General features: G+C 42.0%; 13 protein-coding genes and 1 pseudogene. 12 read left to right on the top strand and 2 right to left on the bottom strand.

Annotated features, from left to right (window positions below; all coding sequences use genetic code 11):
- A partial coding sequence (locus C5471_RS21935) for a Hok/Gef family protein (RefSeq protein ID WP_166296412.1) occupies positions 1 to 91 on the top strand: 91 nt, incomplete at its 5' end.
- A gap of 544 nt (positions 92 to 635) precedes the next feature.
- A complete protein-coding gene (locus C5471_RS21930; protein ID WP_133814196.1) occupies positions 636 to 788 on the top strand; it encodes a Hok/Gef family protein in 153 nt (50 codons plus the stop codon).
- 261 nt (positions 789 to 1,049) lie between these two features.
- On the opposite strand, the gene C5471_RS25410 is transcribed toward C5471_RS21930, so the two are convergent.
- On the bottom strand, positions 1,050 to 1,175 hold the full coding sequence (locus C5471_RS25410) for a Hok/Gef family protein (protein WP_422630935.1): 126 nt from the start codon (positions 1,173 to 1,175) through the stop codon (positions 1,050 to 1,052).
- 431 nt (positions 1,176 to 1,606) lie between these two features.
- On the opposite strand from C5471_RS25410, the gene sufA reads away from it, so the two are divergent.
- The 7 genes from sufA to C5471_RS21895 all read left to right on the top strand — a co-directional run bounded on the left by sufA (position 1,607) and on the right by C5471_RS21895 (position 8,459).
- Positions 1,607 to 1,975 (top strand): Fe-S cluster assembly scaffold SufA, encoded by a 369-nt coding sequence (gene sufA, locus C5471_RS21925; RefSeq protein ID WP_133812818.1) that lies wholly within the window; start codon positions 1,607 to 1,609, stop codon positions 1,973 to 1,975.
- Positions 1,976 to 1,987: 12 nt separating this feature from the next.
- Positions 1,988 to 3,484 carry a Fe-S cluster assembly protein SufB gene (sufB, locus tag C5471_RS21920; protein ID WP_133812819.1) on the top strand — a complete coding sequence of 499 codons (1,497 nt, stop codon included), beginning with the start codon at positions 1,988 to 1,990 and terminating at the stop codon, positions 3,482 to 3,484.
- Positions 3,485 to 3,540: 56 nt separating this feature from the next.
- Positions 3,541 to 4,287, top strand: a complete 747-nt coding sequence (sufC, locus tag C5471_RS21915) for a Fe-S cluster assembly ATPase SufC (RefSeq protein ID WP_133812820.1) — start codon at positions 3,541 to 3,543, stop codon at positions 4,285 to 4,287.
- A complete protein-coding gene (gene sufD, locus C5471_RS21910) occupies positions 4,262 to 5,575 on the top strand; it encodes a Fe-S cluster assembly protein SufD (RefSeq protein ID WP_133812821.1) in 1,314 nt (437 codons plus the stop codon). Before sufC ends, sufD begins: the two co-directional genes overlap by 26 nt.
- Entirely contained in the window at positions 5,572 to 6,810 is a 1,239-nt protein-coding gene (sufS, locus tag C5471_RS21905; protein WP_133812822.1) for a cysteine desulfurase SufS, read from the top strand. The genes sufD and sufS overlap by 4 nt, the downstream gene beginning before the upstream one ends.
- A 38-nt stretch (positions 6,811 to 6,848) precedes the next feature.
- Complete coding sequence (gene sufE, locus C5471_RS21900) at positions 6,849 to 7,265, top strand: cysteine desulfuration protein SufE (protein WP_133812823.1); 417 nt, start codon at positions 6,849 to 6,851, stop codon at positions 7,263 to 7,265.
- A 123-nt stretch (positions 7,266 to 7,388) separates the two neighbouring features.
- Positions 7,389 to 8,459 carry a L,D-transpeptidase family protein gene (locus tag C5471_RS21895; RefSeq protein ID WP_133812824.1) on the top strand — a complete coding sequence of 357 codons (1,071 nt, stop codon included), beginning with the start codon at positions 7,389 to 7,391 and terminating at the stop codon, positions 8,457 to 8,459.
- A 109-nt stretch (positions 8,460 to 8,568) separates the two neighbouring features.
- Here C5471_RS21895 and C5471_RS21890 read toward each other — a convergent pair whose 3' ends face one another.
- On the bottom strand, positions 8,569 to 8,805 hold the full coding sequence (locus C5471_RS21890) for a major outer membrane lipoprotein (RefSeq protein ID WP_133812825.1): 237 nt from the start codon (positions 8,803 to 8,805) through the stop codon (positions 8,569 to 8,571).
- Between the two features lie 439 nt (positions 8,806 to 9,244).
- On the opposite strand from C5471_RS21890, the gene C5471_RS21885 reads away from it, so the two are divergent.
- The 3 genes and pseudogenes from C5471_RS21885 to C5471_RS25520 all read left to right on the top strand — a co-directional run.
- Entirely contained in the window at positions 9,245 to 10,096 is an 852-nt protein-coding gene (locus C5471_RS21885) for an enoyl-CoA hydratase-related protein (RefSeq protein WP_133812826.1), read from the top strand.
- Positions 10,097 to 10,254: 158 nt separating this feature from the next.
- A complete protein-coding gene (locus C5471_RS25525) occupies positions 10,255 to 10,458 on the top strand; it encodes a hypothetical protein (protein ID WP_479687640.1) in 204 nt (67 codons plus the stop codon).
- Between the two features lie 64 nt (positions 10,459 to 10,522).
- A pseudogene (locus tag C5471_RS25520) lies at positions 10,523 to 10,738 on the top strand (transposase); the annotation flags it as partial.
- Positions 10,739 to 11,318: the final 580 nt, after the last annotated feature.

The following is an 11,318-nucleotide window of genomic DNA, read 5'->3' as shown; positions in this document are numbered from 1 at the left end:
TGTGCTGGTCACGAGGAAGGATCTCTGTGAGGTTCGCATCCGAAGCGGCCAAACGGAGGTTGCTGTTTTCATGGATTACGAACCCAGGTAAGAGCAACGGCGGGGAACAATCCCCGCCATCGCTTATTGTTGAGCATGGCTCTCAAGCGCCCGATCACCAACTATTAATGGCTATCCCGTCATTTGATTCATATTTTTATAATATCATTGCTTATGTGATCTGTTTATATATCTGATGAATTTAAATATCGAGTTATATCAAAGAAATTAATATCTAAATAAATAAAAACTTCCTTTTATTCAAATCTATAAACGCCGGCATATATTAATTAATGCTAAAATTTCAGCGGTTTTAATTTGTGTCATTTCCGCTGGGATTTATACCGAAGATCAGCAATAAATCACAAGTCAGGGATGGCTTACGGTAAATAAACTCAGAAATATAATGTAATATATAGATATATGTATTTTGCTTTGGTATATTCTAGGCGGGCGCTTGAGACTATCTGTCTCTGGCGTGCCGGAGCAGATAGAAGAAAGCCCCGAGTGATCTTTCAATCAACCCGAGGCCTATCCTTATGCTTAGCAACATAAGATTAGCCTCTTACACGCCGAAAGGCAAGGAGACGCTAACCATGAAACAGCAAAAAGCGGTACTTATCGCTATTATCGTAATCTGTATTGCCGCTTTAGCGGCTGTGCTGGTCACGAGGAAGGATCTCTGTGAGGTTCGCATCCGAAGCGGCCAAACGGAGGTTGCTGTTTTCATGGAGTACGAACCCAGGTAAGAGCAACGGCGGGGAGCAATCCCCGCCATCGCTTATTGTTGAACATGGCTCTCAAGCGCCCGATCACCAACTATTAATGGCTATCCCGTCATTTTATTCATATTTTTATAATATCATTGTGATGTGATTTGTTTATATACCTGATGAATTTAAATGTTGAATAGAATGGATATGGTGAATTATATTAAAGGGATTAATATAGGAATAGATAAAAGCTTCCTTTTATTCAAAACTATAAACACCGGCGTATATCAATTAATACTAAAACTCCAGTGGTTTTAATTTATATTTAATTACACTTAAATATAAAGAGTGCCTGAGAGCCAAGTGGACCCTTGTTATCCATGTGAATAAGAGTAACGACACACAAATAACGATCAAACGCAATATTACGATTTTTTACGGCTTCATAACCTTTTCCCCTTGATTTTTATAATTAATTGAATTTATTAAACGGGAACTCTTTTTGTATATATTATAATCATAATGGCAACGTCTATACTGCATCTCCGGTATATCTGAAAGCTCACATCAATAGTATTTATAATGAACCTTTTGTGCTTTTATTTTGTATCAAAAAGTACAAAGCAGCACAATTAATCAAACTAATAATGTATATATAAAACAAAGAATTAAAAATATATTTTCATACGTGATGAACATAAGTCGTTGTGTTTGGGTGAAATTTAATCTATTTAAGGTATATCCTCTTAAAACAAATGGTTGAAGTGATAAGGGTTATCATTACCATTATACGGTAAGGAGAATACTCCGATAACAGCGGCAAAAAATTGCTAAAGAAAAATATGAGGTCAACTATGACAAATAGTGTTGAAACCTTCTCTCTGAATGAAACCGCCTGGCAAGGGATCACCATCACAGGGAGAGCCGCAGCACAGATCTTGAAATTGATGCAGCAGAACCCACAAAGTAAAGGGTTATATCTGGGGGTTAAGCAGTCAGGATGTGCCGGCTTTGGCTACGTGTTTGAGATGGTTAACGATCCTGCGTCTGATGATTTATTGTATGAAAATGAAGGGGCATGTCTGTATGTTCCCCTGAAAGCCATGCCATTTATCGATGGAACTGAAGTTGATTTTGTTCGTGAAGGTTTAAATCAGATATTTAAATTCAATAATCCAAAAGCTCAACATGCCTGCGGGTGTGGTGAAAGCTTTGGTATATAAGCGTACCAATATATGTCTCAGAGCAATGTAGAAATCAGCGATGATGTGCAGACCTGGCTCAACGATCATCGTTATAAAGAAGGTTTTTTCACTCAGGTAGCGACTGATGAGTTGGCTAAAGGGTTGAGTGAAGACGTTGTGCGGGCAATTTCCGCAAAACGCAATGAGCCTGAATGGATGCTGGCGTTTCGGCTGGAGGCTTATCGCCATTGGCTGGGAATGGAAGAGCCGCACTGGTTGAAGGCGAATTACCCTCATCTTGATTACCAGGACTATAGCTATTATTCAGCACCTTCATGCGGAGCCTGTGATGATAGTTGCAGTTCGCAATCCGGTGCTATGCAGGCAACGGGTACAGAGCAAACGAATAATTATTTGACCGCAGAGATTGAAGAAGCATTTGATAAGCTGGGCGTTCCTGTGCGGGAAGGTGAAGCTGTCGCGGTAGATGCTATTTTTGATTCAGTTTCTGTCTCAACAACCTATCGGGATAAGTTAGCGAAAGAAGGCATTATTTTTTGCTCATTCAGCGAGGCAATACAGGAATACCCTGAGTTAGTCCGTCAATATCTCGGCAGTGTGGTTGCAAGTTACGATAACTTCTTTGCCGCATTGAATGCCGCCGTCGCTTCTGATGGTACTTTTGTTTATGTGCCAAAAGGGGTTCGGTGCCCGATGGAACTCTCCACCTATTTTCGTATCAACGCGGCGAAAACCGGTCAATTTGAGCGCACCATTTTGATTGCTGATGAGGGCAGTTATGTCAGCTACATAGAGGGATGCTCTGCCCCTGTACGTGATAGCTATCAACTGCACGCCGCTGTTGTGGAAGTGATTATCCATAAAGATGCTGAGGTAAAATACTCCACGGTACAGAACTGGTTTTCAGGCGGTGACAGTGAGGGGGGGATCCTTAACTTTGTGACTAAAAGAGCATTGTGTGAAGGCGAAAATGCCAAAATGTCCTGGACGCAATCAGAAACGGGTTCAGCAATTACTTGGAAATATCCGAGTGTGATCCTGAAAGGGGATAACTCGATTGGTGAATTCTTCTCTGTTGCCCTAACTAATGGTACTCAACAGGCAGATACCGGTACCAAGATGATCCATATTGGTCGTAACACCAAATCGACTATCATCTCAAAAGGCATTTCTGCTGGCCGTAGCCAGAACATTTATCGTGGGTTGGTAAAAATACTGCCGGGAGCGGAAAACGCCCGTAATTATACCCAATGTGATTCCATGCTGATTGGTACTGAGTGTGGCGCGCATACATTTCCCTATGTAGAAGTACAGAACAACACTGCGCAACTGGAGCATGAGGCGACAACTTCCCGCATTGGTGAAGATCAATTGTTCTATTGCCTGCAACGCGGCATCAGTGAAGATAATGCGATTTCAATGATTGTTAATGGCTTCTGTAAGGATGTGTTCTCTGAACTTCCCCTTGAGTTTGCTGTTGAAGCGCAGAAATTGCTGGCAATTAGCCTTGAACACAGTGTTGGGTGAGTTCTCCCTGTTTCCCTTTTTTATACAGAATGTTAAGTCGTTCGAAGGCATGTAATATGTTAAGTGTTAAAAATTTACGAGTCAGTGTTGAAGGTAATGAAATCCTGACAGGATTAAATCTTGAAGTTAAGCCGGGTGAAGTTCATGCCATCATGGGACCGAATGGCTCAGGTAAAAGCACATTATCGGCAACGTTAGCTGGCCGTGAAGAGTATGAAATTGATGATGGTGAAGTCATCTTTAAAGGAAAAGATTTATTTGAATTTGAGCCGGAAGAGCGGGCTGGTGAGGGGATTTTCCTGGCTTTTCAATATCCGGTGGAAATTCCGGGTGTCAGTAATCAATTCTTCCTGCAAACGGCAGTGAACGCTGTCCGTGAATATCGCCATCAAGAGCCGTTGGATCGTTTTGATTTTGCCGATTTTATCGAAGAAAAAATAGCACTGCTGAATATGCCACAAGACTTGCTGACACGTTCAGTCAACGTTGGTTTTTCCGGTGGTGAGAAAAAACGTAACGATATTCTGCAAATGGCCGCGCTGGAGCCGACACTCTGTATTTTGGATGAAACAGATTCAGGGTTGGATATTGACGCCCTGAAAATTGTGGCTAATGGTGTGAATTCCCTGCGTGATCCAAACCGATCATTCATTATTGTAACCCACTACCAACGTATCTTAGATTACGTGAAACCTGATTTTGTCCATGTGCTTTATCAGGGGCGGATTATTAAATCCGGTGATTTTAGTCTGGCGAAAAAGCTGGAGGAGCAAGGCTATGGCTGGCTTATTGACCAACAGTGAAAAAGCTGAAAAGACGCGTCAGATTGCGGAGCGTAATCAGCAAGCCTTAGCGCGTTTCGCTGATTTGTATCATTGCCGCCATGGTGGTGATTCATCTCATGCCAGTCTGCATTGGCAGAAAGTGACTGAAACCCGGTTTCCTCAATTCAGACATGAAGATTGGCGCTATACTCCGCTGGAACAACTGTTAAGTCAGCAATACAGCGAAAAAATCTGTGAATTAACATTAGAGAAATGCGAACAACTAGCGATTCCGATGGATTGCTGGCGTATCGTTATGGTGGATGGTTGTTTTTCTCCTTTGCTGAGTTCCGGTGAATTTGGGCCGTATCAGTTGAGTTTACTGGATAACAAAAGTGGGCTTCCGGCACCGATCGAGAGCGAGATTTTTCTGCATTTGACAGAAAGCCTTGCTAAACAGCTTTTGGTCATAACATTAAAAGCTGGGCAAGTTGCGGAAACCCCCCTTTATCTGCTGAATATAACCAGTGGTTATCGTGGTGAAGCATTGAATACCAGCCATTACCGCTATCACATTGCTGTGGAAGCGAATGCCTGTGCCAGAGTGATTGAACATTTCGTCAGTATTGATGAGCAGCAACCTCATATGACAGGAAGCCGGTTGACCGCAGAAGTGGGGGATAACGCCAGCTTAACCCATATAAAACTGGGTGTTGAGAATAGTGAAAGCTACCACTTTGCACATAACGACATTGTGGTTGGTCGTGATGCCCGGGTGAAGAGCACCAGTTTTCTGTTGGGTGCCGGGCTTGGTCGACACAATACCAGCGTTCAGCTTAATGGCGAAGGGGCGAATCTGTCGTTGAACAGCTTGTTGTTGCCACAAGGAAAAGAGGTCGCTGATACTCGTACTTATCTGGAACATAATAAGGGCCATTGTGAAAGCCGCCAGTTACATAAAACAATTGTGATGGATCAGAGTAAAGCGGTATTTAACGGCGTGATTAAAGTGGTGCCTCATGCACTGAAAACCGATGGGAAAATGACCAATAACAACTTGTTATTAGGTAAACGGGCAGAAGTGGATACCAAACCACAACTGGAAATTTACGCGGATGATGTGAAATGCAGTCATGGTGCGACCGTTGGCCGGATAGATGAAGAACAACTGTTCTATCTGCAATCACGTGGTATCAGCCGGTGTGATGCTCAACATATGATTGTATTTGCTTTTGCTGCTGAACTTACTGAATGTATTGAAGACGAAGCCCTGAAAACCGTTGTCATGAAACACATTAAACGGCGTTTAGCGGGAGTGGCAAAATGACTTTTTCTGTAAAAAAGGTGCGGGAGGATTTCCCGGTACTCACACAGCAAGTTAATGGGCATCCACTGGTTTATCTTGATAGTGCCGCCAGTGCTCAGAAGCCGGTTTCGGTTATAGAACGGGAAAGTGAATTCTGTTTACACCAGTACGCGGCGGTTCACCGGGGAATTCATACTCTCAGTTCTGTGGCTACCCGTATGGTTGAAAATGTGCGCCATCAGATGGCGCAATTCATTCATGCTCAAAGTGATGAAGAGATTGTTTTCGTCAAAGGTACAACGGAAGGGATTAATCTGGTCGCTAACAGTTATGGCCGCAAATTTATCAATAGTGGCGATAATATTGTGATTACTGAAATGGAACATCACGCCAATATTGTTCCGTGGTATATGCTGGCGGAACAAATTGGGTTTGAAATCAGAGTATGGTCCCTGAATGAAAATGGTGAGTTGGATCAATCGGTTTTAGCATCCTTGATTGATTCACGTACTAAATTACTTTCTTTTACTCACCTGTCTAATGTGCTCGGCACAGTGAACCCGGTACGTGAAATTATACAACAGGCAAGAAGAGTGGCTGATGAGCAGGGTGGTCAGTTACATATTCTGGTTGATGGTGCTCAGGCCATTATGCACAAGAAAGTTGATGTGCAGGATCTGGGGTGCGATTTCTATGTTTTTTCCAGCCATAAATTATACGGACCAACCGGAATTGGTGTGCTTTATGGGCGTAAATCCCTTCTGGACGCTATGCCACCTTGGGAAGGTGGCGGAGCAATGATCAAACACGTCAGCTTGCAAAAAGGGATAACTTATGTGGAACCACCATGGCGGTTTGAAGCGGGGACGCCGAATATCGCGGGAATTATTGGGCTTGGTGCCGCAGTTGATTATGTCACTTCACTGGGGCTGGATGAAATTCAGCGACATGAACAAGCGCTGATGGATTATGCAATGACCCGGCTGAAAGAGGTCAGGTCACTGAAATTATATGGCCCGAAACAACGTCAGGGGGTTATCGCTTTTAACCTTGGACTCCATCATGCTTATGATGTGGGAAGTTTCCTTGATCAATATGGTATTGCGATTCGTACCGGGCATCATTGTGCACTGCCTCTGATGGAGCATTATCACGTTCCCAGCATGTGCAGGGTGTCACTGGCGATTTATACTACGCGAGAAGATATTGATACGCTTGTTGCTGCATTGCAGCGGATAGAAAAACTGCTTGGTTGAGACGGTGATAAATCGAAAGAGTGATAAAGGAAAAAGTCATGGCAAGTTTGCTCGACCAAAATAGATTGTTACGTAATTTTTCCCGCTGTCAAAATTGGGAAGAAAAATATCTCTATATGATTGAACTGGGAGCGAGATTGTCCCCACTGACTGACGAACAACGTCAACCTGAGCATTTAATCGCCGGTTGTCAGAGTCAGGTGTGGATTTTGCTGAGGAAGAATGACCAAAGCAAAGTGGAATTTGTTGGAGACAGTGATGCCGCTATCGTGAAAGGGCTGGTTGCAATGGTTTTTATTCTTTTTCAGGATAAGACGCCGCAGGAGATCCTGGATTTGGATGTGACTGAATATTTTGCAAAACTTTCTCTGGAGCAACATTTAACACCATCACGGACACAGGGGCTGCATGCGATGATATATGCCATTCGCAATACGGCAAGTAAAATGGTTTAAATCGCAGTCTTACGTGTTTCTTTCGCGGCTGATAATATACACGGCCGCGACAGGTGAATGAGGCTTCAACCTTTTGCGCTTAATTTATCCGATAACATTCAGAAGTCATTCCAGGAAGCAAGCATGAAACGAGTTTTAACGTTTATCGGCATGTTATTGTTAAGTGCGCTGACGAATACCGTCAGCGCGACAGAATATACCTTGCCACCTGCCAATAGTCGTTTAATTGGCGAAAATACGACATTTGTTGTACCAGATGACGGACGTTCTCTGGAGGCCATTGCTGCCGAATATCAAATTGGATTACTAGCAATGCTGGAAGCTAACCCCGGTACCGATCCTTATTTGCCTGCTCCGGGTTCTGAACTGATTATTCCATCCCAAATGTTGTTGCCTGATACACCAAGGCAGGGGATTGTGATTAACCTTGCGGAACTAAGACTTTACTATTTCCCTAAAGGAAAAAACAAAGTCATCGTTTACCCCATTGGCATTGGACAGCTTGGTCGTAATACACCAGTGATGACAACATCGGTAAGCCAGCTAATTAAAGATCCAACCTGGACGCCGACTAAGAATATTCGTAAGCATTATGCTGAACGGGGAGTTATCTTACCTGCGGTTGTTCCTGCTGGCCCGGAAAACCCAATGGGGGCATTTGCATTGCGTTTAGCCGCTGGGCGCGGAGAATACTTGATTCATGGTACTAATGCTGATTTTGGCATTGGTATGCGGGTGAGTTCGGGTTGTATCCGTCTGCGTCCTGATGATATTGAAGCTGTGTTTAACACGGTTTCCCGTGGAACCAGAGTTCAGATTATTAATGAAGCCGTCAAGTATTCTGTCGAGCCAGAGGGTAAACGTTATATTGAAGTCCATCAGCCGTTGTCTAAAAAAGAGGGAGATGATCCACAAACATTACAGATTGTCCGATCAGCCGGTTTGAACAAGTTCATTGATGATAGCAAGACAGATAAAAATATTGTTGAACAAGCTATTGTACGCCGTTCTGGTATACCGGTGCTGGTAAGTGAAAATACACAGCCTGAAATACAACAGGATCTGCGAGAAGAAAATAGAGTGCCGATGGAAGACGACGTTAAAGATACAGAACAAGAAGTCAATAAAGATGTATCTGAATCGTTTAAATTACCGCCATTATATCAGCCAGGGCCAATCTATCGGGAAAATTAATATTTTATTGCAGACAGGGAAGTTAGCGGATATTTTTCTGACAGAACTTCATGATAAAAAAACGGCGCACAGATGACTGTGCGCCATTTTTGTACTTTATTACAAAAAATTATTTTTTGTAGGAACGAACTTGGTTATCCAGACGCTGATTTGCACGAGCTGCATCGTCTTTAGCGGCTTGAATGTCAGTACGTACTGCGTTCACGTCGTTGCTCAGTTGATCAACTTTTGAATTCAGAGTCTGAACATCAGAAGACAGTTGGTCAACCTTAGCAGTGCTTGAACAACCAGCCAACAGAGTAGAAGCCAGAACTACTGCACCCAGTACAATTTTAGTACGATTCATTATAATACCCTCTAGATTTAAGTTAATCTCCAAGTAGCCATATAAGTATTACACAAAGTTTTTTAGAAAGAGAATAAATTTTTATCATGAAAACCAATTATTTCAAATTTTCTCTTTAGTAGGTGGTAATTTTCATCGGAATGTAAAAAAACAAAACCATTGAGTAACATTTTAATCAAAGAAATCCTATTCCATAAGGGGATGATATTCTCCGAAATAATTTTAGTTAAAAATTCTTATAAATAAAAAACACCATATCGAAGCCATCTTGAGTCTATTGAATCATAGGGACGTGTCTTACATGGAAACATTCCGCATACATAAATCTAGGGTTTCGCTTAAAACAAATTTGTTAACTGAATCTTATTGTAGATAAGCATCTTGACAATACTCGGGTTGAATTCTAGGCTCAAATTCAAACTGGTAAGAGGAGTCTTCTATGCTAATTGATCAATCCAACGAGTATTTTAACATCACCGTTGACAACGGGGTCGCTCATTTGCAGCTCAGTCGCCCGGAAAAGGCAAACAGCTTGGCACTGACGTTCTGGAAATTATTTCCAGAGGCAATAGAGCAACTCAGTCGTTCAGGAGAGGTGCGGGCAATGGTGATCTCTGCGCAAGGTAGCGCATTCTGTGGTGGGCTTGACTTGCAAATCTTCGCCTCCAGCAAAGAAACCCATACGACGGATCCTAATGAACGGGAAGCTATGCAATTTAGCTTATTACAAATGCAGGAGGCGATAAGTGTATTGGAACGTGCCCGCTTCCCGATCATTGCCGCAGTACAAGGAGTATGTCTCGGTGCAGGATTTGACTTAATTGCTGCATGTGATTTTTGTTTTGCTTCTGAAAATGCGAAGTTTCGTATAGAGGAAACCAATATCGGTATGATGGCAGACTTAGGTATTCTTCAACGTCTGCAACATCTGATCCCTGGCGGTGTGGCACGCTATCTTGCACTCACAGGGGATACGTTACATGCCGCTCAGGCTCATGATTTAGGACTTGTGGTAAAGATCTTCCCTTCTACGGAGGCATTGATCGAGGGGGCTTTAGCGACTGCCCGACGTATAGCTGATCGGCCTCCAGTTGCTATTAACGGGGTTAAACGGGCCATGCTTTACAGTCGTGATCATGGTGTTTACGAATCATTGCAACAAACAGCACTGTTGCAAGCTTCGATTTTTAGCCGGCAGGATATCTTGTGCTCGATTCAAACAAAAGCAGCTGGAGCAACAAGTGAATTCCAGAACTTAAACGAAGTAGGTAAAGCTTTCGATGAGCCATGATTAAGACAGCGATGCCGATAAATATGTAAAGTGGGCTTTCCGCAAATGACGTAATGCTGGGAAACGTAGGGGTAAGCCATTTTCTGATCAGTAAATAGAAAATGGCGTCATTACGACACAGGTTTGAATGAATAGGGCAGTAGATCATTATTCTCACCATGAAAATATTTATTACATCAGAACAAAAAATCAAACTTGAACGTCTTCATGACACCCCTCGTGATGGGAAAGTCCGGGATAGAATAAAAGCCATCCTTCTTGCTTCTGAAGGTTGGCGTTGTGTGATGATAGCCCAGGCATTGCGACTCCATCAGACCACCGTTGACGCTGCTCACCCGACTCAAAGCACTAAACTCGGTTGAAGGTCTTATCCTAACTACCATCAAAAAATTCATCTTATTGTGGATGGGGCTTATGTTAGCAATATTGAATTACCTTCCTCCATACAGCCCAAATTTAAATCCGATAGAGCGATTATGGAAGGTCATGAATGAACATGTTCGGAATAACCGTTATTTTGCTGATAAACATGAATTTCGAGACAAAGTATTCAAATTTTTCACCACAACGCTACCTGATATAGCAGGCTCGCTGACGTCTAGAATTAACGACCATTTTCAGGTGCTAAAAACTGCATCTTGAAGTTTCTTGGGTTTATAGAGCATTTTGTTTTAAAAGATAAATAACCACACCAACTAATAAAATTTTTCCTTATTCAGTTTTCACCGAATGAACTATCTTGACTATTAAGCATAGAATAAATAACCGGGATTTATTCGTTCATGGATCTCTGTAGTGGTGGCATTCCCCAGGGGCACTGAATATATTCTCATTTGCATATTATGAATGAGAATCATTCTTTCTTACTATTGTTTTATATATTTGATTGCGGACTTGAAAATGACCTTAGCTGTGATGGATACAATATAATTAACTTAATAACAACATGTATGTAACACTTTGATTGAGAATTGATGATCCTTAATTATATAAAAATAAGTGAGCTTTTTCATTTTATGTAAATAAATGTCATTTTTTATGTTTTATTTAAATGTTATGTAATTTATCTTCTTGTATCAGCTTTTATATTTATTTGGCATTTAACACATTGTGCTATTTGATAAAAAAAGACTTGATTTTAATATGCACCCATTAGGAGAATCGAATTATTCAGTAACAGTCAATCCTATTAATGAATCGACTCATTGATGGAACGGGAATA

Source organism: Photorhabdus tasmaniensis (genome assembly GCF_011189505.1).
Classification (GTDB): domain Bacteria; phylum Pseudomonadota; class Gammaproteobacteria; order Enterobacterales; family Enterobacteriaceae; genus Photorhabdus; species Photorhabdus tasmaniensis.
Note: the sequence above shows the minus strand (reverse complement) of the source record. Positions and strands in the feature narration are given on the sequence as shown.

Excerpts from the sequence above, each read along its gene's own strand:
- C5471_RS21885 (WP_133812826.1), top strand. The coding sequence starts at position 9,245 with ATGCTAATTGATCAATCCAACGAGTATTTTAACATCACCGTTGACAAC.
- sufE (WP_133812823.1), top strand. The coding sequence starts at position 6,849 with ATGGCAAGTTTGCTCGACCAAAATAGATTGTTACGTAATTTTTCCCGC.
- sufD (WP_133812821.1), top strand. The coding sequence starts at position 4,262 with ATGGCTGGCTTATTGACCAACAGTGAAAAAGCTGAAAAGACGCGTCAG.
- C5471_RS21930 (WP_133814196.1), top strand. The coding sequence starts at position 636 with ATGAAACAGCAAAAAGCGGTACTTATCGCTATTATCGTAATCTGTATT.
- sufA (WP_133812818.1), top strand. The coding sequence starts at position 1,607 with ATGACAAATAGTGTTGAAACCTTCTCTCTGAATGAAACCGCCTGGCAA.
- C5471_RS21895 (WP_133812824.1), top strand. The coding sequence starts at position 7,389 with ATGAAACGAGTTTTAACGTTTATCGGCATGTTATTGTTAAGTGCGCTG.
- sufB (WP_133812819.1), top strand. The coding sequence starts at position 1,988 with ATGTCTCAGAGCAATGTAGAAATCAGCGATGATGTGCAGACCTGGCTC.
- sufC (WP_133812820.1), top strand. The coding sequence starts at position 3,541 with ATGTTAAGTGTTAAAAATTTACGAGTCAGTGTTGAAGGTAATGAAATC.
- C5471_RS21890 (WP_133812825.1), bottom strand. The coding sequence starts at position 8,805 with ATGAATCGTACTAAAATTGTACTGGGTGCAGTAGTTCTGGCTTCTACT.
- sufS (WP_133812822.1), top strand. The coding sequence starts at position 5,572 with ATGACTTTTTCTGTAAAAAAGGTGCGGGAGGATTTCCCGGTACTCACA.
- C5471_RS25525 (WP_479687640.1), top strand. The coding sequence starts at position 10,255 with ATGAAAATATTTATTACATCAGAACAAAAAATCAAACTTGAACGTCTT.